The following is a 20,655-nucleotide window of genomic DNA, read 5'->3' as shown; positions in this document are numbered from 1 at the left end:
CTGACCTGCGAAAGTAGGGGTCAGAGGCTCATCCATTAGTCTCACCAGGAGGTACCCGTGAAGATGCTCATCAACGTGGCGGAGACGGTGGTCGCGGACGCGCTGCGGGGTATGGCGGCCGCGCATCCCGAGCTGACGGTGGATGTGGACAACAGGGTGATCGTACGGCGGGACGCGCCGGTACCCGGCAGGGTGGGACTCGTCTCCGGCGGCGGGTCGGGGCACGAACCGCTGCACGGCGGTTTCGTGGGCCCCGGGATGCTGTCGGCTGCCTGTCCGGGCGAGGTCTTCACGTCACCGGTGCCGGACCAGATGCTGCGCGCGGCGGCGGCCGTGAACAGCGGCGCGGGCGTGCTGTTCATCGTGAAGAACTACACGGGGGACGTGCTCAACTTCGACATGGCGGCCGAGCTCGCCGAGGACGAGGGCATCCAGGTGGCGAAGGTCCTCGTCAATGACGACGTCGCCGTCACCGACAGTCTGTACACCGCCGGGCGGCGCGGCACCGGCGCGACCCTGTTCGTGGAGAAGATCGCGGGCGCCGCGGCCGAGGAGGGCGCCCCGCTGGAGCGGGTACAGGCACTGGCCCGGCAGGTCAACGAGAACTCCCGCAGCTTCGGTGTCGCACTGAGCGCCTGCACCACGCCGGCCAAGGGCAGCCCCACCTTCGACCTCCCGCCCGGGGAGCTGGAGCTCGGCGTCGGCATCCACGGCGAGCCGGGCCGGGAGCGGCGCGCGATGATGACCTCGCACGAGATCGCCGACTTCTCGGTGCACGCGATCCTGGAGGACCTGAACCCGCGCAATCCCGTCCTGTTGCTGGTCAACGGCATGGGCGCGACGCCGCTCCTGGAGCTGTACGGGTTCCACGCGGAGGTGCAGCGGGTGCTCACCGAACGCGGGGTACCCGTGGCACGCACGCTGGTCGGGAACTACGTCACCTCGCTGGACATGGCGGGCGCCTCGGTGACGCTGTGCCAGGTGGACGAGGAGCTGCTGCGGCTGTGGGACGCGCCGGTGAAGACGCCCGCGTTGCGCTGGGGCGCGTGAACCCCGGCGGCATCGGCGTGATGTCGCCGTTCCGCCCGGTCAACGTTCGTACCACGCAAGGAGATTCTGTGCTCGACGCCGAGTTCTTCCGCCGTTGGATGACGGCGATCGCCGCGTCCGTGGACCGCGAGGCGGAGCGGCTCACCGCTCTGGACTCGCCGATCGGCGACGCCGACCACGGCAGCAATCTGCAGCGCGGGTTCACCGCCGTGGTGGTCTCGCTGGAGAAGGAGGCGCCGGACACTCCCGGTGCCGTTCTCACCCTCGCCGGACGCCGGCTGATCTCTACGGTCGGCGGCGCGTCGGGGCCCTTGTACGGCACCTTGCTCCGCCGTACGGGCAAGGCTCTGGGGGACGCCGCGGAGGTCACCGAGGAACAGTTCACGGACGCGTTGCGCGAGGGCGTGGACGCGGTGATGGCGCTGGGCGGAGCCGCGCCCGGCGACAAGACCATGATCGACGCGCTGGTGCCCGCGGTGGACGCGCTCGCCGAGTCCTTCGCCGCGGCGAAGACGGCCGCCGAGGAGGGCGCCGTCGCGACGACACCGCTCCAGGCCCGCAAGGGCCGGGCCAGCTATCTGGGCGAGCGCAGTATCGGCCACCAGGATCCGGGTGCCACGTCCTCGTCCCTGCTGATCGGCGCGCTCCTGGAGGCCTCCGATGAATGAATCCCCGGGCAGTACGGACAACCTCGTCGGCATCGTGCTGGTCTCCCACAGCGCCGCCGTCGCCGTCTCGGTGGCCGAGCTGGCGACGCGACTCGCGGGCGGCGACACGACCGCTCCCGTCGCCGCGGCCGGCGGCACGGTGGACGGCGGTCTCGGCACCAGCGCCGAGCTGATCTCCGCGGCGGCCGCCTCGGTGGACCGCGGCGCCGGGGTCGCCGTGCTCACCGACCTGGGCAGCGCGGTCCTCACCGTGAAGGCCCTGCTGGCGGAGGGGGACGAGCTCCCCGACAACAGCCGCCTGGTGGACGCGCCCTTCGTCGAGGGCGCGGTGGCCGCGGTCGTCACGGCCTCGACGGGAGCCGACCTCGCGGCCGTCGAGGCGGCGGCCACGGAGGCGTACACCTACCGGAAGGCGTGAGGGCAGGGGCCAGAAAGTGTGAGTGCCGGGGGCGGAAGGTGCTGGTGCAGGGGCCGGAAGGTCTCAGTGCAGGGACACGAAGGTCTGGGTGCAGGCGCGCGAAGGCCTCGTCGGCCGGGCGCCGACCGCGGTCGAGCGGCGCCCGGCCCAGCCCTCAGGCGAGCCCTTCCGCGACGATGGCGAGGGCCGAGCGCACGGTCGACACCAGTTCGGCCTCCGCCACCGCGGGGTCGGGCTGCTCCTCGTCCGTGCGCCACGCGTAGTGCTCGACCGCCGTACGCAGGGCGCTGTTGAGCATGGCGGCCTGGATCTCCGAGCGCAGGTCGACGGCGGGCAGGCCGGCCCGGTCGGCAAGGGCACGGGCGAAGGCAGGCTCAGCCTCGTCGTGCGCCTGGAGCCAGACGGCACGCAGGCCCGGCTCGGTCCGGGTCAGTCTCATCAGCGCCCGGATCTTTGGAAGGTGCGGTCGGGGCATCGCGGGGTCGCCGGTCGTGGCCGCCCGTTCCAGGGCGTCCTCGAGCGGCCGACCGGAGCGCCATTCCCGCAGCGAGGCGGCTATCGCGTCGATCCCGGCGGCGAACAGCGGGCTCACGCAGCTTTCCTTGCTCGGAAAGTAACGCCACACGGTCCGCGCGGAGACACCGACAGCCTGCCCGATCTGCTCTCCGGTGGTCGCGGCCACCCCTTGGGCGACGAACAGTTCCACCGCGGCGCGGGCGATCTCCAGCCGGATCTCGGCCTTGCGCTGCTCGGTAAGCGGCGGCCGGCCCGTACGGCCGCCGCCCCGGCCGGGTGGTTCGGTGATCGCGCCGTCCGGCACTGACGACTCCTCGACTCGACGACGGGCGGCGGCCGCCCGGGGCTGCCGCGATTCTAACGATCTCGAAAACGGCCCCAGACTTTATGTCATTGAGAGACATTAAGTCGTACTGTGTGCGCGACGACCTCGTCGCCCTACGCACGCACTTCTGGGAGCACGTCATGAGCACCACTGGACTGGCCGGCCGCAGCGTCATCGTCACCGGAGCGGGCTCCGGAATCGGACGGGCCACCGCCCTGGCCTTCGCCGCGGAGGGCGCCCGGGTCCTCGTGGCCGACCTCAACGCCGAGGGCGCCGAGAAGGTCGTCAAGGAGATAGCAGCGGCCGGCGGCACCGCCGTGGCCGTGACGGGCGACCTCAGCGAGCAGACCGTGGTCGACCGGGTGACCACGACCGCCGTGGAGCAGTTCGGCGGGGTGGACGTGCTGGTCAACAACGCCGGGATCATGGACCGCATGTCGGCGGTCGGTGAGGTCGGCGACGCGGAGTGGGAGCGGGTCATCCGGGTCAACCTCACCGCTCCCTTCCTGCTCACCCGGTCGGTGCTGCCTCACATGCTGGAGGCCGGCAAGGGCTCCATCGTGAACACCGCTTCCGAGGCGAGCCTGCGCGGCAGCGCCGCGGGCGCCGCGTACACCGCCTCGAAGCACGGCATCGCGGGTCTCACCAAGTCCCTCGCCGTGACGTACCGCGACAAGGGCATTCGGGCCAACGCCATCGCCCCCGGCGGCACGAAGACCGCCATCACCGTGGACGCCGACCGCGACGCCCTCGGCCCGCAGGTCCTCGCCTCGTACATGGGCAATGTGGGCACCGCGGCCGAGGCCGAGGAGCAGGCCGCCGCCATCCTGTTCCTCGCCTCGGACGCGGCGAGCAACATCAACGGCGCCATCCTGCCCGTCGACAACGGCTGGGCGGCGGTCTGACGGCCTTGGGTCCTGATGCAACCGACACCGCGGCCGCTCAACCGCTGCGCACGAACTCCCGGGCCAGCCGTTCACCCGCCGTCACGGCTGCCTCGTGATCCTCGATGGGCGACACCCGGGAGTTCTTGAAGGCGATGTAGGTGACCCCGGAGCTCGCCCCGCCGCCGTGCGGGTCGGGGCGGATGCCGAGCGCCTTGGCCGTGGCGTACGAGGCCTCGCCGATGATTTCGCGCGGTCCGGTGTCGCCGACCACGGCGTACTGGACCCGGTCCTGGTAGATCACCGCGGCCACCGAGCCGCCGCGAATGCCATGGGCGCGGTGGTCCCAGATGCCACTGGGTGTGGGCACGACGACGTACGGGAGGGTCTCGGCGCTCAGGTACCGCCCGTCGGACTGCTGATACGCGGTGGTCCCGGAGAAGAGCGAGTCGGTCCGCCCGTTGCACAGGATTCCGGGGCGGCCGTCGCAGTCGATGTCCATGTCGGCCTTCCAGAACACCGCACCCCGCGCGCCGCAGACGGGAATCTCGGCGCGGGCGCCGGCGTCGGAGCGATAGCGCCCCTTCGAGACGGGCACGCAGTCACGGACCTTGGCGAGCAGATCGGCGGCGCGCACCTTCCCCTCCCGCACCGCCACGGGCGGGCTCGGACGGGCGGCGGGAAACGGGGCGGGAGCGAGCAGGGCCACGCCGGCCGCGGCCAGCGTCAGCGACTGAACACGCACGATAAGAGACCCTCTCATGGGGGACATTGACGGTCATTTAGCAAAATTTGGCGTGCTTCTGACGATGCGTCCACCGGGAAGGGGCCGGACGGTGCACAGCGGGCCCGGCGGGTGCATTGCGGCCGAGGGCCCGAGCCGTGGTCGACCCGGGCCTCTCGACCGCCCTCGCCGGCGCGGCATCAGCGACGACAGCGGTCCGCGCCGTGGGTACGAACTCCCCTGACAAGAGGGCGAGTTCACACCGCGTCAGCCATCAGCATACGTAGCCCGAGGACGGTCCGACGAACGGCCACCGCCCCCTTGATGTGGCCGCGTCATCCGTGTCTTATAGGTACAGACCAATCCCGTCGAGGGAAGGCAGACCTGTGCGACGCGTTTCCCTTGGGTTGATCTGCGGCTCACTGCTCGTCCTCACCGCGTGCGGAGGAGGTGCGGGAGCCGACGCCGGGGGCGAGCGGCTGCCCCCGGCCCCGATGGGGGTCACCGCGACGGCGGGCAGCGCGACCAGCGTGCACGTCATGTGGAACCGCATCTCGGGGGACGTGAAGGTCACCGGCTACGAGGTGTACCGCGGCACCACACGGGTCGAGCGGGTGCCCGGCGACGAACACATGGTGGACGTCACCAGACTGGTCCCGTCCACGAAGTACGTCTTCACGGTCCGGGCGCTGAACGCCGACGGGAACCCCGGACCGCCCAGCGAGCCGGTGCGCGCCACCACACCGGTCGAGGTCGCCGCCGACCGCACGCCCCCGACCCGCCCCGGACACCCGCACGGCAGGGCGGTCGGGAGCCGGGCGGCCCAGCTGGAGTGGTCGGCGTCGACGGACTCCCGGGGCGTGGTCTCGTACGACGTCTACCAGGGCGGCTCGAAGATCCACAGCGTGGGCGGCGGACAGACGGCGACCGTCGTCACCGGGCTGAGGCCCGGCACCGCGTACGCCTTCACCGTGCGAGCCCGCGACGCGGCGGACAACCTCTCCCCCGCGAGCGCCGCCGTCCGGCTCACCACCGCGCCGGGCGCGGACGACGGCCGCGGCACCGCGCCGACCGGGTTCCGCGCGACCTCCCACCGCACGGACGGGGCGTACTACCTCGACCTTTCCTGGCTGCCACCGCGGACGGACGGAGTGATCACCGAGTACCGGATCGACCTGGACGGACGACAGGCGACCTCGCTCGTCTGGGGCGGCACACCGCCCAGCGGCAGGGCCACCTACAGCTTCTACGTGGGACGGGAGGCCGGGGTCGCGTACCGGGTGCGGATCAGGGCGAAGCTGCCGGACGGCACCTGGGGCGGGTTCTCCGTGGAGCGGACGGTGACGACGGGCTCCGCCACGGGCGGGAATGCGGGCACTGCGAAATAGGCGAACCGTAGGCTCACCCCTGTGCCCCATAGCGAACCCGATACCTCGACGGCTCCCCTGGACATCTCCCTGCTGCGCACCTTCCTCGCCGTGCACCGCGCGGGGTCGTTCACGGCCGCCGCGCGGCTGCTCGGTCTGTCCCAGCCGACGGTGACGACGCAGATGCGGTCACTGGAGGAGCAACTGGGACGGGAGCTGTTCGAACGGCAGCCACGAGGTGTGGTGCCCACGTCGGTGGCCGACGAACTGGCCGCGGAAGTCGCGGCGCCCCTGGACGCGCTCGCGGCGGTCGCGGACCGCCGCGGGGCCGGCGCCGACCAGCCACCGGACCCGGTGCACCTGGCAGGCCCGGCCGAGCTGCTGTGCACACGCGTCCTGCCCGCTCTGGCGCCGCTGACCGCACAGGGCGTACGTCTGCGCGTCACTCCCGGCCTCACCGACGAGCTGCTGGCCGGGCTGCGCGGCGGCCGCTTCGACCTGGTCATCGCCACGACCCGGCCGCGCGGCCGCACCCTGACCGCCGTGCCGCTGATGGACGAGGAGTTCGTGCTCGTCGCCGCCCCGTCGTGGGCCGAGCGCGTCGACCCGGCCCGGGTGGCGGCCGAGGGGCCCGCCGCGCTGCACGGGGCACCCCTGGTGACCTACGCCGAGGATCTGCCCATCGCCCGGCGCTACTGGCGGCACGTGTTCGGCGTACGACTGACCGGCCAGGCCTCGATCACTGTGCCCGACCTGCGGGGCGTGCTGGCCGCGGTGGTCGCGGGCGCCGGGATCACCGTGCTCCCCCGCTATCTGTGCCTCGAAGCACTGGCCTCCGGTGCCCTGGTGCCCCTGCTGTCCCCCGAGGAACCGCCCATCAACACCGGCTACCTCACCCAGCGGCCGGGTGCGTCGGACAACCCGCACGTGGCGGTCGTCCGGGAGCGGCTGCTGCAGGCGGGCCGCGCGTGGTGATGACGGATAGCAGATGACAGATAGCAGATGACAGATTTCGCCATCTGTCACCCGTCATCTGTCATCTGTCATCTGTCATCACCGCAGAGAGAATCACCCGCAAAACGCGGGATTCATCCGCCGGACGAACGAATTCGTCACCTGCCCGGTCCCCGTCCACGTGCGCCCCGAGCCCAGGGCGCATTGGCTCTCCCTGAGGCAGCACGGGCCTTTCCAATCCTCGGCGGCGCATGGGATGTACCGCCAACCGTGCCGCTGGAGGGCAGTCCTATGCGTACTTCTCAGATATTTCTCCGCTCCGGCCTGACCGTGACCGCCGTCGCTGCGCTTCCGCTCACCCTGACCGCTCCGTCGGCCGCCGCCTTCGGTTCGGGGATCTCGGTGAGCACCAGCGGGTCCAGCGTCTCGGTCACCACCAATTCCTGCCCGAGCAAAGGCAGTAGTTTCGGCGGCGCCTCGCTGCTCGCCAGTGGGCAGGTGAACTTCTCCCAAGGCCGCCAGATGCCGTTGTCCGGAACGAGCACCACTCAGTCGGCGGTCTGGTCCAACGTCAGCGCCGGCACCTATACCGTCATCGTGGTCTGCCAGGACGGGACGACGGCCGGTACGCAGTCGATCATCGTCTCGACCAGCGCGGTCCCCAGAATCTCCACGCCCCCCAGAATCTCCTCGACCTCCTTGCCCTCCTCGCCGTCGCGCGGCGTGCTGGGCGGTCTCGGCGGGGCCACCAAGGACTACAGGACCGCCACGCTGGTGGGCGGCGGCGCGCTGGTGACGTCGGGCGTCGTGGCGACGGCCTGGTTCCTGCGCCGCCGGGCCAAGCCCCACCGGCTCTGAGCTCCGATCCCGGACTCCGTCGCACCGGCGGCCGTCCGTCCGACTCCGGTCCGTTGGACGGCCGACTCCGGTCGAAAGGACGGCCCCTATTCGCGTACGTCTTCAGGCACGGCATCAGGCACGGCTTCGGGTGCGGGTGACTGCTCGTCGAGGTGCTCGAACTCGTCCAGCGCATGGGTCAGCCATTGGGTCCAGAAGGTCTCCAGGTCGATTCCGGCCCGCAGCACCAGATGCCGCAGCCGGTCCTGGGGGGCATCCTTGCCGGGCGGGAAGTCGCGCTTCTGGATCTGCTCGTACTCGGACAACTGCCTTTGGTGCAGGTCGAGATGGCGGCGCAGGTCCGTCTCGATGCCCGCGGTGCCGACGACGGCCGAGGCGCGCAGCCGCAGCAGCATCGTGTCCCGCATGGGCCTGGGGTCCTGGGATGCCGAGGTCCAGCGGGCCAGTTCGTCGCGGCCCGCCGGTAGCACCTCGTAGCTCTTCTTCTGCCCCCGGGCCGGCTGTTCGGACGGCAGGGCGCGGATGTAGCCCTCGGACTCCAGTCTTCCCAGCTCGCGATAGATCTGCTGATGCGTCGCCGACCAGAAGTAGCCGATCGACTTGTCGAACCTCCGGGTCAGTTCGAGGCCCGACGACGGCTTCTCGAGCAGGGCGGTGAGGATCGCGTGCGGGAGTGACATGGGGTCATCCTAGGGACGCCGGACCGAGGCCCCGGGCGCTACCGCCCGGCCGCGGCTCGCCCGGTCACAGCGCCGCCGCCAGCTCCGTGCCCTGCTTGATGGCGCGCTTGGCGTCCAGCTCGGCGGCCACGTCGGCACCGCCGATGAGGTGCACGCTGCGCCCCGCCGCGGACAGTTCCTCGTACAGGTCGCGGCGCGGCTCCTGGCCGGTGCACAGCACGACGGTGTCGACCTCCAGGACCTGGCTGTGGCCCTCGACGGTGACATGCAGTCCGGCGTCGTCGATCCGGTCGTACTGGACGCCCGGAACCATGGTGACGCCCCGGTGCTTGAGTTCGGTGCGGTGGATCCAGCCGGTGGTCTTGCCGAGTCCGGCGCCGACCTTGGAGGCCTTGCGCTGGAGGAGGTGGACCGTGCGCGGCGGGGCGGGGCGCTCGGGTGCGGCGAGCCCGCCGGGTGCCTGGTAGTCCATGTCGACGCCCCAGTGGCGGAAGTACGTCGCCGGGTCCTCGCTCGCCTTGTCGCCGCCGTCGGTCAGGTACTCGGCGACGTCGAAGCCGATGCCGCCGGCGCCGAGGATCGCGACCCGGTCACCGACGGGGGCTCCGTCGCGCAGGACGTCGAGGTAGCCGACGACGCTGGGGTGGTCGACGCCGGGGATCTCGGGGGTGCGCGGGCTGACGCCGGTGGCGACCACGACCTCGTCGTAGGCGGAGACGTCCTCGGCGGCGACGCGGGTGTTCAACCGGACGTCCACGCCGTGCAGTTCGAGCTGGGTGCGGAAGTAGCGGATCGTCTCGTCGAACTCCTGCTTGCCGGGGACCTTACGGGCCACGTTGAGCTGACCGCCGATCTCGCTCGCGGCGTCGTAGAGGGTGACGTCGTGGCCGCGTTCGGCCGCGGAGACCGCGCAGGCCAGGCCGGCGGGCCCGGCGCCGACCACGGCGACGCGCTTGCGCAGCCGGGTCGGTGCCAGGACGAGTTCCGTCTCGTGGCAGGCGCGCGGGTTGACCAGGCAGGAGGTGATCTTCCCGCTGAAGGTGTGGTCGAGGCAGGCCTGGTTGCAGCCGATACAGGTGTTGATGGCCTCCGGCCGCCCGGCCGCCGCCTTGGCCACGAAGTCGGGGTCGGCGAGCATCGGTCGGGCCAGCGACACCATGTCCGCGTGGCCGTCGGCGAGCAACTGCTCGGCGAGTTCGGGGGTGTTGATGCGGTTGGTGGTGACCAGGGGGACGGAGACCGCGCCCATGACCTTCTTGGTCACCCAGGTGTAGGCGCCGCGCGGCACGGAGGTCGCGATGGTGGGGATGCGGGCCTCGTGCCAGCCGATACCGGTGTTGATGATCGTCGCTCCGGCCGCCTCGACGGCCCGGGCGAGCGTGATCACCTCGTCCAGGGTGGAGCCGCCCGGCACCAGGTCCAGCATGGAGAGCCGGTAGATGATGATGAAGTTCTCGCCGACGGCCTCGCGCACGCGCCGCACGATCTCGACGGGGAAGCGCATGCGGTTCTCGTACGAGCCGCCCCAGCGGTCCTCGCGCTTGTTGGTCTGGGCGGCGATGAACTCGTTGATCAGATAGCCCTCGGAGCCCATGATCTCGACGCCGTCGTACCCGGCCCGCTGTGCGAGCCCGGCGGCGCGGGCGTAGTCGTCGATGGTCCGCTCGACCTCGGCGTCGGTGAGCGCGTGCGGCGGGAAGGGGCTGATCGGGGCCTGCAGGGCGCTCGGGGCGACCAGGTCCCGGTGGTAGGCGTAGCGCCCGAAGTGCAGGATCTGCATCGCGATCTTCCCGCCCTCGCGGTGCACCGCGGCGGTGATCTCGGTGTGCTGCTCGGCCTCCGCCTCGGTGGTCAGCTTGGCGCCGCCCTCGTACGGCCGTCCCGCGTCGTTGGGCGCGATGCCGCCGGTGACGATGAGACCGACGCCGCCGCGGGCCCGGGTCGCGTAGAACTCCGCCATGCGCTCGAATCCGCGCTCGGCCTCCTCCAGGCCCACGTGCATGGAGCCCATGAGTACGCGGTTGGGCAGCGTGGTGAAGCCCAGGTCGAGCGGGTTCATCAGGTGCGGGTAACGGCTCATCGGGCCCTCCGTGCGCGGTGTCGTGTGTCTGTTGTAGACGACGGACAACGCCTTATGCAACTAGTTGCACAATGGCGGAGGTCACTTGACGAGAGCCGACCCCGCTCCGTGGCGACGGCCGACCCCGCTCCGTGGCGACGGCCGACCCCGCTCCGTGGCGACGGCAGGCCCCGTTCCATGGCGACGGGCGGGCCCGGGCGCTCGCCGAGCCCGCCTCGCGGGTCAGGCCGCCCGGGACCTGGTGCCGATCACCACGTTCGCGTACAGCTCGTCGCAGACGGCCAGCGTGGCGGTCAGGCCGCCGCGGGCGAAGGCCTCGACGGCCGCGGGTGCCTGGCGCTCACTGGTCTCGACCAGGAGGCAGCCGCCCGGGGCCAGCCAGCGGGGCGCCTCGGCGGTGACACGGCGCAGGATGTCGAGGCCGTCCGCGCCGCCGTCGAGGGCGACGAGCGGCTCATGGTCGCGGGCTTCCGGGGGCAGCAGGCCGACCTCGTGCGTGGGAACGTACGGCACGTTGGCGGTGAGGACGTCGACACGGCCGCGCAGGGTGTCCGGCAGCGCCTCGAACAGGTCGCCCTGGTGGACGTGCCCGCCGAAGGGTGCGACGTTGCGGCGCGCGCAGCGCACGGCGGCCGGGTCGATGTCCGCGGCGTGCAGTTCGGGGCCGCCGAGGGCGGCGGCCAGTGCGGCGCCCACCGCGCCGGAGCCGCAGCACAGGTCCACGACGAGGGAGGCGCCGCGCGCGCGAGCCACGGCCTGGTCGACGAGGAACTCGGTGCGGCGGCGGGGTACGAAGACACCCGGCTCGACGAGGATGCGCAGGCCGTGGAACCCGGCCCAGCCGAGGACGTGTTCGAGGGGAAGTCCCGAGACACGACGGTCCACCATGGCGGTGACCTCGTCCGGGGTGCGGGCGGTGGAGAGGATCAACTCCGCCTCGTCCTCGGCGAAGACACAGCCCGCGGAGCGGAGCGCGGCGACAACGGAATCGGAAACAGGGGGCATGAGAGCCGAGAAGCCTTTCGGTGAGCCGAAGGGCGCTCTCGCGGTCACCTACTGGCGGCGATCCGCAGGGTCCTGAGATGAGAGCACCCGACCTGACACAGCGGTAATGGGTCTCACCTCCTCGGCAACTCCCGGGCTGGGATGGTCCGCAGCCAGGACGGTCACCTTACAGGAAGGGCCGGACGGCGACGGAGGCCCTGCCTCGCCTCCGCCGGTCGCGGACCGCCAAGCCTCCGCCTGCCGCGGGCCACCAAGTTGTACTATGCAACTAGAGAGGGAAGGAGCTCCCGTGAGTGCAGCCGACGCGTCCGTCGAGACCATCCAGCGCGAGATGACGGCCTTCGCCCGCCGCGCCCGGGCCTCGGCGGGGCGGATGCATCCGGAGCTGTCGCTGGTCTCGTACACCCTGCTGGGTCATCTGGAGGAGAGCGGCGGCTGTCGTGCCACCGACCTCGCCGCGCACTATGCCTTGGACAAGTCCACGGTGAGCCGGCAAGTGGCGGCCCTGGAGCGGGCCGGGCTCATCGAACGCCGAGTCGACCCCGAGGACCACCGGGTGCAGGTGCTCCAGCTGACGGAGGCGGGCACCCGCATCCTCGCCCAGGTCACCGACAGCCGCCGGATCGCGTTCCGTGAGCGGCTCGCGGACTGGCCGGCGGCGGACCTGGAGCGGTTCGCCGCCTATCTGGTGCGGTACAACACGGCGGCGGCCGGGGCGCCGCCCACCGCGAAGGCCTCCGGGGGCTGAGGCTTCACCACCGAAGGCCATTCGGGAGCGGTCAACGGACCCCCACGGCCTGGCCGTCCGTCAGGTGCTCCGGAACCCGTGCCGCCATGAACCGGGTGCTGCGGCGCAGCTTGAAGCCCAGGGACTCGTAGAGCCGGATGGCGTTGGTGTTGCTCGCGGCGGTGTGCAGGAAGGGGGTCTCGCCGCGTTCGCGGATGCCGTGCGCCACGGCCAGGATCAGGCGGGAGGCGAGCCCCTCGCCGCGGAAGCCCGGGTCGGTGCAGACCGCGCTGATCTCGGTCCAGCCCGGCGGGTGCAGCCGCTCCCCCGCCATGGCGATCAGCGCGCCGCCGCGCCGGATGCCGAGATAGGTGCCGAGCTCGACGGTGCGCGGCAGAAAGGGGCCGGGCCTGGTGCGCTCCACCAGGTCCAGCATCTCGGGTACGTCCGCGGAGCCGAGCCGCACCGCTTCGGCGGCCGGCGCCGCGGCGAGTCCGTCGTCGACGAGCTGGACGCCGTCCAGGCTGAAGGCCACCTCCCAGCCTTCCGGGGTCGGCCCGTTGAAACCGGCCAGCGGGGCCTCGCCGCCGGGGCCGACGAGGGCGGCGAGGTCCGCCCAGTCGTCGTCGGTCGGGTGGTCGGGCAGGGCCAGCCACGGCGACACGTCCACGGGATAGCGCAGGACGCTGCCCCGGCGTTCGGCGAAGTGGGCGTGCGGGCCGGTCAGCGAGGCGAGGGCGGGGTTGTCCAGCGGGTGCGTGGCGCCGGCCGGCGGACGGGGGCTCGTGAGGCGACGGTCGCTCATCGGGTGACCTCGATCACGATCTTGCCTCGGGCGTGGCCGTCCTCGACCGTGCGCAGCGCCTCGGCGGCCCGGTCGAGGGGGAAGGTCCGCGTCACGAAGGGCCTCAGCCGGCCGTCGACCACCAGGCGCGCCACCTCGTCGAGGACGGCGGCGGTGCGGGCGCGTTCGACGGGTCCGCCCCCGAGCCGGGCGGCCGTCTCCCGGTCGGCACCGGTGATCAGCTTCGTACGGTCGTCCAGCAAGGTCGCCGCGGCTTCCAGCACCTCGCCCCCGACCAGGTCGAACACGGCGTCCACGCCGTCCGGCGCGGCGGCCCGCACCCGCTCGGCCAGATCCGGCCCCGACGGGACGTGTACGGCCCCGAGCTCCTCGACGAAGTCCTTCTTGCCCTCGCTCGCGACGCCGACCACGGTGAGCCCGAGAGCGCGCGCGATCTGCGTGGCCACGACGCCGACGCCACCGCCCGCACCGGTGATCAGCACGGTGGCGCCGGAGGGCAGGCCGAGCTGGTAGATCCCGTCGTACGCCGTCGCCGCGGCGACGGGCAGGGCCGCCGCGTCCGTGAAGGAGAGCGCGGCGGGCTTCTGGGCGGTGACCGCGGTCGGCAGCAGGGCGTACTCGGCGTATCCGCCGGCCACCGGGTTGCCGAAGACCTCGTCCCCCACGGTGAACCCGGTCACGTCGGGACCGAGCTCCTCGACGACGCCCGCGACCTCGTTGCCGAGGACTGCGGGGAGCTCGCGGGGCCCTGCGCCGGGGCGGGCGTATCCGGTCCGCTGCTTCCAGTCGACGGGGTTCACGCCCGCCGCGCGGACCGCCACGAGTACCTGGCCGGGGCCCGGGCTCGGCCGGTCCTGCTCCACCAGGGCCTCGGTCTCCGGTCCGCCGTACCGGGTGAAGACGTACGCCTTGGGCATCTGCTTCCTCACTCTCCTCCGCCGTCACCGCCACGGGCGGCACTATCGGCAAGGAAGATCACGGCGCGGCTATTCCCGGGTCCTGGGAGAGTTCATACGGCCGCAATGATCGGGACCGCGCCCGGGCCCGGAGCACGGCCCGCGGTCACGTACGGTTGAACCGCCACGTACGGTTGACTGCGTACGCACCGATCACGCTCGGCCGCGGGCCGCCGCACCCGACGGCCTGGAGGCACCACCGCCATGAACGTCACCCGAGCCTTCACCGGGCGCCCCCGCGTCGACAACGCCGGGCTGCCGCCCGGCCAGTACGACGCGGGCGACGACTGGCCCGTCCTGTCCGCCGAGGTCACCCCCGACCTGGCACCCGCCGACTGGACCTTCCGGGTCGACGGGCTGGTGGCCGAGCCGCGTACCTGGACCTGGGAGCAGGCGCACGCGCTGCCCGCCTCGGCGTACGAGGGCGACATCCACTGTGTGACGAGCTGGTCGAAGTTCGGGGTGCGCTTCGGGGGTGTCTCCCTGGACGCGTTCCTGGACAGCGTGCGCCCGGACACGTCCGCCACCCACGTGGTCGCCTACTCACACACCGGGTACACCACGAACCTCCCGCTCACCGACATCACCGGCGGTCGTGCCTGGATCGTCTGGGAGTACGAGGGGAGGCCGCTGCCCGCCGAACACGGCGGCCCGGCGCGGCTGATCGTGCCGCACCTGTACTTCTGGAAGAGCGCCAAGTGGATCGCGGGCCTCAGGCTCCTGGACCACGACGAGCCGGGCTTCTGGGAGCAGAACGGCTACCACGCACGCGGCAACCCCTGGGAAGAGCAGCGCTACTCCGGTGACTGAGACGATGACCGACACGTTCGTACCCCCCACCCGGTTCGCCGTGCCCGGGCGGATCGCGGTGAGCAACCGGGCCGCCGCCACCTGGCAGACCGCCACGCTCACCGAGATCCGCCGGGAGACGCCGGGCGCCGCCACGTTCCGCTTCGCGGTGCCGGAGTGGGCGGGGCATCTGCCCGGGCAGCACCTGATGCTGCGGCTGACCGCCCAGGACGGTTATGTGGCGCAGCGTCACTACTCCCTCGCGTCGCCGCCCGAAGACACCGGGCACATCGAACTCACCCTCGACCACGTCGAGGGCGGCGAGGTCTCCGGCTGGTTCCACACGGTGGCGAAGCCCGGTGACTCGGTCGAGGTGCGCGGCCCGCTCAGCGGATTCTTCGCCTGGCCCGGCGACCGGCCCGCGCTGCTCGTGGGCGCGGGCTCCGGTGTCGTACCGCTGATGTCGATGCTGCGCCACCACCGCGCCCGCGCGCTGGACGTGCCGCTGCGGCTGCTCGTCTCCGCGCGCGGCCCCGAAGAGCTCATCTACGCGCGGGAGTACGGCGCCGAGACCACGCCCGTCTTCACGCGCACCGCCCCCGAGGGGACGGCCGTGGGACGGCTCGATGCGGCACATCTGGCACCGCTGCTGGCCGAGCGGCCGCCCGGTGGCTGGGAGGCCTATGTGTGCGGCTCCAACGGGTTCGCGGAGCACGCCTCGCGGCTGCTGGTGGAGGCCGGGCAGCCGGTGGACCGCATTCGTATCGAACGCTTCGGCTGAGACGTCCTCACTCGTCGAACCCGGTCAGTCGTGCGACACGACCGCCACCGGGCAGCCGGCGTGCCGGATCAGCGATCGCGCGGCGCGACCCGGACCCCGGCCCGTGCGGCGCCCGACGACCATCAGACCGGCCCGCGCGGACGCCTCCAGCAGACGGGCGCCGGGATCGCCGTCGACGCGGTGCTCGCTGACCGTGGTCCCGGGGAACCTGTCGCGCCACGGCCGCAGCGTGCTGGTCGGCACGATCCACGGGTGCACCACGTGCAGCGGCGCCGAGCGGACGGCGGCCGTGTCGAAGGCGTAGCCGATCAGATCGTCGGCCGAGGCGTCCGGATCGAGTCCGAGGACGACCGGCAGGTAGGGCGCCGTAGTCGGCGATGAGCCGTCGACGACGGGCATCCGTTCGTCCTCGGGGAGTTCGCCCGCGCGCACCAGCACGACCGGGCGGTCGGCGCGGGCCGCGACGCCGAGGGCGACCGAGCCGACCGGGAACCCCGCGCTCCCCGTACGGCCGCGCGAGCCGAGGACCAGTGTCTCCGCCTCGACGGCCGCGGCCAGCAGTGCCGGGACCGCCGGTGTCGCGGTGCGGCGGGCGATGATGTCCAAGGCCGGGTGGGCGTAGGAGAGTTCGATGGCGGCCCGGTCGAGTGCGGCGCGGGTGCGCCCGGCGGGAACGTCGGCGTCGCAGACGCGGCCGAAGACGGCCTGTTCGGTCCCCGCGTGCAGCAGCCGCAGGGGGAGCCGGCGGCGCTGCGCCTCGCGGGCGGCCCAGTCGGCCGCGTCCAGGCTGGGCCGCGAGCCGTCGATGCCCACGGTGATCGTCCACGTGCCGGTGCTCATGGCTCCCGCCTTCCTTGGGGGTGCGACCTCGGGCAACTGCCGTTCGTACGGGGGTCGGTTACGCGCCAGTGCGCGTCGAGTGCTGCTGGATGGGCACAGGTCATGGTGGCTCCTGTTCGCTGCGCGGAGTGGTTCGCGGGTTCCACAGGAGGCACGGATCAGTCACGCCGGGTGAGCCGAATCGTCCCGGTGCGGGGGTTCGTTCGGCCCTCCGCGGGCAAGGCCGTGGAGGCGAGGAGGTGAAGATGCGTACCCGGGTACGCGGTTGGCGCTGGCGCCGCAATCCGCTGCGCCGCCGCTCGGACGTCGTCGAGGCGTGGACGGTACTGGCCGTCGCCGTGCTGTTGTTCGTCGGTGCGCCACTGGCCGGAGCCGCTGTGGGGTGGTGGCGGTACGACAGCGCGCAGGCACGGGCGGCGGCGCAGCGGGCCGAGCGGCACCGGGTCAGCGCCGTACTCGTCGAGACCGCGCCCGCGGCCGTGCCCTCGCCGCAGGGTGCCAGGCTGCTCACCTTCCGGGTGAAGGTGCGCTGGACCGAGCCGGGCAAGGGGCCGCGGACCGGCGAGGCCCTGGTCCCCGCGGGCGGGCAGCGGGGCGACCGCGTCGCCGTCTGGCTAGATGCGCGCGGCCGGAACGTCGGTCCGCCGGTGAGCGCCGGCGCGGTCTGGCAACACGCGCTGACGACGGGCGCGTCGACCGCCGCGGGGGTCGTGACCGTCGTACTCGCCTGGCATTTCGCCGTATGGCGGATCGCCGCGCGTCGCCGGCTGGCCGAGTGGGAGCGGGACTGGGCGTGTACGGGGCCCAAGTGGCGACGGCACACGGCTTGACGGCGGGGGATGCCACCCGTCTTGATGGCGGAGGGGTATCAGCCGTCCTGCGTCCTTTTCACGCACCCCGTACTGCGGTCCGGCGGTGGACGCGCCTACTGTCGACAGCGGCCGGTGCGCCATCGACACGGGAAGGACGCCATGCCCACGCTGATCAACCTGTGCGAGGAGCCCGACTTCTGTCTTCGGTTCGTCAACGGGGGGCCGATGGCCGACCGCGCGGTCGATTCCGTACGCGCCCTGTCCCTGGCCGCGACCGCGGGCGGCTCGCTGGGTGACGTGAGGGACGCGCTGGTGGTGATCGGTGACTTCTGGATTTCCGGGCGGACGTCCGTGCACGAGGGGGTCGAGCCGTTGCTGCGTGAGCTGTCGCGGCAGCGGGCCGCCGGACTCGCCGTGGTGGTCGGGCAGCACGGCGCGCAGTCCGTTCCGGTGGTGATCCGCAGCTCGGCCGTCCGCCTCGGCGTACCGCTGCTGACCACGACGAAGGAGCTGCGCGACTGGCACGAACTGATCCCGCGGCTGCGCGAGTACCGCTACCGGCAGGCCGAATGGCACGCCGATCAGCTCACCGCGCTGCTGAACCGGCTTCCGGACCGGCTCGCCGACGCGAACAGGGACACGGACGCGGACACGGAGGCGATGCGGCGGATCGCGGACTGGCTGGCGGCCGCCGTGGACGCCGATGTGGTGGTCAGTGATCCCCTGCGCGGTGTACTGGCCGCGGCGCCCGACATCCTCACTCGGCGGCCCCCTCGCACCGCCTCCGCCCGGACGCACACGGAGTCGCTCCCTCTGAGCGCCGCCGGTTCCGGCGCGGTGCTGTCGGTGACCGCCCGCCGTCCGCTCGACGACGTGCGCACCGAGTTGTTGGGGCATGCGGCGAAGGCGCTGGGTCTCATCGACCGGACTCGGTTGCGGGACCAACTGGCGGAGACCCGGCGTGAGGTGCAGCTGAGCGTCCTGCAACTGCTGATGGTGGGTGAGGAGGTGGCGGCCCAGCGCGTGCTGGCCGGCCTCGCGCCGGGGCTGCTGGCGACCGAGTCGGTGCGTGTCCATGTGATCGACTGCGCGCGGGAGGACCGCGAGGTGGCGCTCCGGCGGGCGGAGGACGCGCTCGCCGGACGGGCGCTTCTGGCGCGGTGCCCGGTGTTCAATCACCTGATCGTGGTCGATCCGCTCCAGACGGACGAGGACGCTCCGGACGGTGTGCGCCGCGCGCTGGAGGCGGTCGTCGCCGCACTGCCCGGGCACTGCATGGGCGGCAGCCGGGTGCACGCGCTGAGCGGTGTGGCGGACGCCTACACGCAGGCGGCCGGCACCCTCCTGACGGCGCGCCGGTTGCCCGGCCGGGTCGCGCTCGCCGAACAGCGTCCCGACCTGATGGACGTCCTGCCGCCGGCCGCGGCCCGGCGGTGGGCGGGCACACTGCTGCGCCCGGTGCTCACCCTCCCGGCCGGGCAGCGCGAACAGCTCGTACGGACACTGGAGTTGGGGCTCGAGTTCCCGCACACGGCCGTCGGCAGACTGCTCGGCATCCACCGCAACACGGTGACGCACCGCATCAGCAAGGGCTTCGGTCTGCTCGGCCTCGACCGCGGCCAGGTCCTGAACCGGGTGGTGGTCTCGACGGCGCTCCAGGTCGTCGTGAAGTACGGGCACGACGCGCACTCGGCGGACCCGGGGGTCGACTTCAGCGCGATGGTGTCCGCTCCGGAGGTCCGTGCCTGGGCCGACTCGTTCCTCGAGCCGTTGCGGGCCGACCGCCGTGATCTGCTGCGCACGCTCCGGGTCTGGCTGGAGAACGACACCCACACCGCGCGGACGGCCGCCGCGCTGGACCTGGCGCCGGTGACGGTGCGCAGTCACCTGCGGGCCGCCGCACCGCTGATCCAGCGCGACCTGCCGGTGGGCCCGGACGAGACGGAGGCACTCGACGGGAACGAGCACGAGCAGGCGCTCAGCGGCGTACGCCCGTTGGCATTCGCGCTGCACGCCGGCACCGGCCGCCCCTTCCTGCCGCCCGCCTGAGCTCGCCTCTCACCGACGGCGGACTGTGCACCGGTGAGGGGGTGCGCCCGCCCACTTGTGCACCGCAACGGCTCCCGTCGGCCCCGGCGGCGCGTCCGGCGGCGCGACTGTGCACGCGTGACGTGGCACGGCGGGACGGCGCTTCCTAGCGTGACGCTCGCCCGCCCGACGCCGCGTCGGGGCCGGCGCGAAGGAGGTCGCCGTGAACGCCAACCGCTGGTCGCGCAAGAGTGAGGACGACCGGGCCGGGCGCCGTGACTGCGGTTGGTCCGTGGCCCGGGCCCACGGCCCCGGTGTCTGACCGAAGGGAGGTCTGGCGGCCCTCCGGCGTCACACGTACGGTGTGATCATCCGCACCCGTGACGTCAAAAGGTGGTCCTTCATGGCCCTGTTCGACCTCCCCCTCGACGAACTTCGCGAATACCGCAGCGCGTCCGCCGAGCCCGAGGACTTCGGCACCTTCTGGGCCAAGACCCTCCAGGAGGCGCGTGAGCACGACCTCGACGCCCGCTTCGAACCCGTCGAGACACCGCTCAAGACGGTCAAGGTGTACGACGTGACCTTCGCCGGGTTCGGCGGGCACCCGGTCAAGGGCTGGCTCACGCTGCCCGCCTGGGCGAACTCCCCCCTGGCCGCGGTCGTCGAGTTCGTCGGATACGGCGGCGGTCGCGGCCTCTCGCACACGCATCTGCTGTGGGCCTCGGCAGGCTTCGCGCACTTCGTGATGGACACCCGTGGCCAGGGCAGCGCCTGGGGCGGCGGTGAGACCCCGGACCCGGTGGGCAGCGCGCCCGCGTACCCCGGCTACATGACCCGTGGCATCGACGCCCCTGAGAACTACTACTACCGCCGGGTGTTCACGGACGGTGTGCGCGCGGTGGAGGCGGCCCGCTCGCATCCGCTGGTCGACGCGGAGCGCATGGCGGCCGTCGGCGGCAGTCAGGGCGGCGGGATCACCATCGCGGTGGGCGGTCTGGTCCCCGACCTGGCCGCGATCGCGCCCGACGTGCCGTTCCTGTGCGACTTCCCGCGTGCGACGACGCTGACGGACCGGCACCCGTACCGGGAGATCGGCAGCTACCTCAAGACCCACCGCGGCCGCACCGAGGACGTCCTGCGCACGCTGTCCTACTTCGACGGGGTGCACTTCGCGGCGCGCGGGCGGGCGCCGGCCCTCTTCTCGGTCGCGCTGGAGGACCAGACCTGCCCGCCCTCCACGATCTTCGCGGCCTTCAACGCCTGGGACCACGCGGACAAGAAGATCGAGGTCTACGACTTCAACGATCACGAGGGCGGCGGCCCCTACCAGGAGGCGGCCAAGCTGGCCTGGCTGCCCGCGTACCTCTGACGCGCCGTGGAGGGGTGAC

21 protein-coding genes are annotated in these 20,655 nt (G+C 72.4%); 13 read left to right on the top strand and 8 right to left on the bottom strand.

All coding sequences use genetic code 11. The features are described from left to right. The first annotated feature begins 57 nt into the window (after window positions 1-57). From dhaK to SMIR_RS36170, 3 genes are all read left to right on the top strand, one after another. A complete protein-coding gene (gene dhaK / locus SMIR_RS36180; protein WP_212727914.1) occupies window positions 58-1,050 on the top strand; it encodes a dihydroxyacetone kinase subunit DhaK in 993 nt (330 codons plus the stop codon). A 68-nt stretch (window positions 1,051-1,118) separates the two neighbouring features. Further along, window positions 1,119-1,718 carry a dihydroxyacetone kinase subunit DhaL gene (dhaL, locus tag SMIR_RS36175; protein WP_168489513.1) on the top strand — a complete coding sequence of 200 codons (600 nt, stop codon included), beginning with the start codon at window positions 1,119-1,121 and terminating at the stop codon, window positions 1,716-1,718. After that, a complete protein-coding gene (locus tag SMIR_RS36170; protein WP_101407418.1) occupies window positions 1,711-2,136 on the top strand; it encodes a PTS-dependent dihydroxyacetone kinase phosphotransferase subunit DhaM in 426 nt (141 codons plus the stop codon). Before dhaL ends, SMIR_RS36170 begins: the two co-directional genes overlap by 8 nt. Window positions 2,137-2,290: 154 nt before the next feature. Here SMIR_RS36170 and SMIR_RS36165 read toward each other — a convergent pair whose 3' ends face one another. Continuing rightward, window positions 2,291-2,956: a TetR/AcrR family transcriptional regulator gene (locus tag SMIR_RS36165; protein WP_249938527.1), complete on the bottom strand. Its 666-nt coding sequence runs from the start codon at window positions 2,954-2,956 to the stop codon at window positions 2,291-2,293. Between the two features lie 161 nt (window positions 2,957-3,117). On the opposite strand from SMIR_RS36165, the gene SMIR_RS36160 reads away from it, so the two are divergent. Further along, a complete protein-coding gene (locus SMIR_RS36160) occupies window positions 3,118-3,882 on the top strand; it encodes an SDR family NAD(P)-dependent oxidoreductase (protein ID WP_212727913.1) in 765 nt (254 codons plus the stop codon). Window positions 3,883-3,919: 37 nt separating this feature from the next. On the opposite strand, the gene SMIR_RS36155 is transcribed toward SMIR_RS36160, so the two are convergent. Next, the gene (locus SMIR_RS36155; RefSeq protein WP_212727912.1) at window positions 3,920-4,606 is read right to left on the bottom strand and encodes a glycoside hydrolase family 75 protein; all 687 of its coding nucleotides are present in this window, start codon (window positions 4,604-4,606) and stop codon (window positions 3,920-3,922) included. Between the two features lie 365 nt (window positions 4,607-4,971). Between SMIR_RS36155 and SMIR_RS36150 the strand changes: the two genes are divergently transcribed. The 3 genes from SMIR_RS36150 to SMIR_RS36140 all read left to right on the top strand — a co-directional run bounded on the left by SMIR_RS36150 (window position 4,972) and on the right by SMIR_RS36140 (window position 7,764). Further along, complete coding sequence (locus SMIR_RS36150; protein WP_249938526.1) at window positions 4,972-5,973, top strand: fibronectin type III domain-containing protein; 1,002 nt, start codon at window positions 4,972-4,974, stop codon at window positions 5,971-5,973. Between the two features lie 21 nt (window positions 5,974-5,994). After that, window positions 5,995-6,927 carry a LysR family transcriptional regulator gene (locus SMIR_RS36145; protein WP_249938525.1) on the top strand — a complete coding sequence of 311 codons (933 nt, stop codon included), beginning with the start codon at window positions 5,995-5,997 and terminating at the stop codon, window positions 6,925-6,927. Window positions 6,928-7,197: 270 nt separating this feature from the next. Next, entirely contained in the window at window positions 7,198-7,764 is a 567-nt protein-coding gene (locus SMIR_RS36140; protein WP_212727911.1) for a hypothetical protein, read from the top strand. Between the two features lie 86 nt (window positions 7,765-7,850). Here SMIR_RS36140 and SMIR_RS36135 read toward each other — a convergent pair whose 3' ends face one another. From SMIR_RS36135 to SMIR_RS36125, 3 genes are all read right to left on the bottom strand, one after another. Continuing rightward, complete coding sequence (locus tag SMIR_RS36135; RefSeq protein ID WP_212727910.1) at window positions 7,851-8,444, bottom strand: PadR family transcriptional regulator; 594 nt, start codon at window positions 8,442-8,444, stop codon at window positions 7,851-7,853. A 64-nt stretch (window positions 8,445-8,508) separates the two neighbouring features. Next, entirely contained in the window at window positions 8,509-10,524 is a 2,016-nt protein-coding gene (locus SMIR_RS36130) for an NADPH-dependent 2,4-dienoyl-CoA reductase (RefSeq protein WP_212727909.1), read from the bottom strand. A gap of 222 nt (window positions 10,525-10,746) precedes the next feature. After that, window positions 10,747-11,529 (bottom strand): putative protein N(5)-glutamine methyltransferase, encoded by a 783-nt coding sequence (locus SMIR_RS36125; protein WP_168489520.1) that lies wholly within the window; start codon window positions 11,527-11,529, stop codon window positions 10,747-10,749. Between the two features lie 289 nt (window positions 11,530-11,818). Here SMIR_RS36125 and SMIR_RS36120 point away from each other — a divergent pair, with 289 nt between their 5' ends. Further along, complete coding sequence (locus SMIR_RS36120; RefSeq protein WP_168489521.1) at window positions 11,819-12,277, top strand: MarR family winged helix-turn-helix transcriptional regulator; 459 nt, start codon at window positions 11,819-11,821, stop codon at window positions 12,275-12,277. 31 nt (window positions 12,278-12,308) lie between these two features. Here the strand turns inward: SMIR_RS36120 and SMIR_RS36115 are convergent, their stop codons facing one another. Both SMIR_RS36115 and SMIR_RS36110 read right to left on the bottom strand, forming a co-directional pair. Then, on the bottom strand, window positions 12,309-13,061 hold the full coding sequence (locus tag SMIR_RS36115; RefSeq protein ID WP_168489522.1) for a GNAT family N-acetyltransferase: 753 nt from the start codon (window positions 13,059-13,061) through the stop codon (window positions 12,309-12,311). Then, a complete protein-coding gene (locus SMIR_RS36110; RefSeq protein WP_212728460.1) occupies window positions 13,058-13,978 on the bottom strand; it encodes an NADP-dependent oxidoreductase in 921 nt (306 codons plus the stop codon). Before SMIR_RS36110 ends, SMIR_RS36115 begins: the two co-directional genes overlap by 4 nt. Window positions 13,979-14,221: 243 nt before the next feature. On the opposite strand from SMIR_RS36110, the gene SMIR_RS36105 reads away from it, so the two are divergent. Together SMIR_RS36105 and SMIR_RS36100 are read left to right on the top strand one after the other, a co-directional pair. Then, entirely contained in the window at window positions 14,222-14,827 is a 606-nt protein-coding gene (locus SMIR_RS36105; RefSeq protein WP_168489524.1) for a sulfite oxidase-like oxidoreductase, read from the top strand. A gap of 4 nt (window positions 14,828-14,831) precedes the next feature. Further along, complete coding sequence (locus tag SMIR_RS36100) at window positions 14,832-15,587, top strand: ferredoxin reductase (RefSeq protein ID WP_168489525.1); 756 nt, start codon at window positions 14,832-14,834, stop codon at window positions 15,585-15,587. A gap of 24 nt (window positions 15,588-15,611) precedes the next feature. Here the strand turns inward: SMIR_RS36100 and SMIR_RS36095 are convergent, their stop codons facing one another. Continuing rightward, complete coding sequence (locus SMIR_RS36095; RefSeq protein WP_212727908.1) at window positions 15,612-16,427, bottom strand: universal stress protein; 816 nt, start codon at window positions 16,425-16,427, stop codon at window positions 15,612-15,614. 245 nt (window positions 16,428-16,672) lie between these two features. Here SMIR_RS36095 and SMIR_RS36090 point away from each other — a divergent pair, with 245 nt between their 5' ends. The 3 genes from SMIR_RS36090 (at window position 16,673) to SMIR_RS36080 (ending at window position 20,636) form a co-directional block, all read left to right on the top strand. Continuing rightward, a complete protein-coding gene (locus SMIR_RS36090; protein WP_212727907.1) occupies window positions 16,673-17,257 on the top strand; it encodes an Rv1733c family protein in 585 nt (194 codons plus the stop codon). Window positions 17,258-17,398: 141 nt separating this feature from the next. Further along, entirely contained in the window at window positions 17,399-19,288 is a 1,890-nt protein-coding gene (locus tag SMIR_RS36085; RefSeq protein ID WP_168489528.1) for a helix-turn-helix domain-containing protein, read from the top strand. Between the two features lie 382 nt (window positions 19,289-19,670). Further along, complete coding sequence (locus SMIR_RS36080) at window positions 19,671-20,636, top strand: acetylxylan esterase (RefSeq protein ID WP_212727906.1); 966 nt, start codon at window positions 19,671-19,673, stop codon at window positions 20,634-20,636. Window positions 20,637-20,655 lie beyond the last annotated feature (19 nt).

The sequence above is a fragment of the Streptomyces mirabilis genome, from assembly GCF_018310535.1.
Lineage (GTDB): Bacteria > Actinomycetota > Actinomycetes > Streptomycetales > Streptomycetaceae > Streptomyces.
Note: the sequence above shows the minus strand (reverse complement) of the source record. Positions and strands in the feature narration are given on the sequence as shown.

What these genes read in the sequence shown, in the direction of transcription:
- SMIR_RS36170 (WP_101407418.1), top strand. Translation starts at nt 1,711, where the DNA reads ATGAATGAATCCCCGGGCAGTACGGACAACCTCGTCGGCATCGTGCTG.
- SMIR_RS36160 (WP_212727913.1), top strand. Translation starts at nt 3,118, where the DNA reads ATGAGCACCACTGGACTGGCCGGCCGCAGCGTCATCGTCACCGGAGCG.
- SMIR_RS36140 (WP_212727911.1), top strand. Translation starts at nt 7,198, where the DNA reads ATGCGTACTTCTCAGATATTTCTCCGCTCCGGCCTGACCGTGACCGCC.
- SMIR_RS36135 (WP_212727910.1), bottom strand. Translation starts at nt 8,444, where the DNA reads ATGTCACTCCCGCACGCGATCCTCACCGCCCTGCTCGAGAAGCCGTCG.
- SMIR_RS36130 (WP_212727909.1), bottom strand. Translation starts at nt 10,524, where the DNA reads ATGAGCCGTTACCCGCACCTGATGAACCCGCTCGACCTGGGCTTCACC.
- SMIR_RS36125 (WP_168489520.1), bottom strand. Translation starts at nt 11,529, where the DNA reads ATGCCCCCTGTTTCCGATTCCGTTGTCGCCGCGCTCCGCTCCGCGGGC.
- SMIR_RS36115 (WP_168489522.1), bottom strand. Translation starts at nt 13,061, where the DNA reads ATGAGCGACCGTCGCCTCACGAGCCCCCGTCCGCCGGCCGGCGCCACG.
- SMIR_RS36110 (WP_212728460.1), bottom strand. Translation starts at nt 13,978, where the DNA reads ATGCCCAAGGCGTACGTCTTCACCCGGTACGGCGGACCGGAGACCGAG.
- SMIR_RS36105 (WP_168489524.1), top strand. Translation starts at nt 14,222, where the DNA reads ATGAACGTCACCCGAGCCTTCACCGGGCGCCCCCGCGTCGACAACGCC.
- SMIR_RS36100 (WP_168489525.1), top strand. Translation starts at nt 14,832, where the DNA reads ATGACCGACACGTTCGTACCCCCCACCCGGTTCGCCGTGCCCGGGCGG.
- SMIR_RS36095 (WP_212727908.1), bottom strand. Translation starts at nt 16,427, where the DNA reads ATGAGCACCGGCACGTGGACGATCACCGTGGGCATCGACGGCTCGCGG.
- SMIR_RS36090 (WP_212727907.1), top strand. Translation starts at nt 16,673, where the DNA reads ATGCGTACCCGGGTACGCGGTTGGCGCTGGCGCCGCAATCCGCTGCGC.
- SMIR_RS36085 (WP_168489528.1), top strand. Translation starts at nt 17,399, where the DNA reads ATGCCCACGCTGATCAACCTGTGCGAGGAGCCCGACTTCTGTCTTCGG.
- SMIR_RS36080 (WP_212727906.1), top strand. Translation starts at nt 19,671, where the DNA reads ATGGCCCTGTTCGACCTCCCCCTCGACGAACTTCGCGAATACCGCAGC.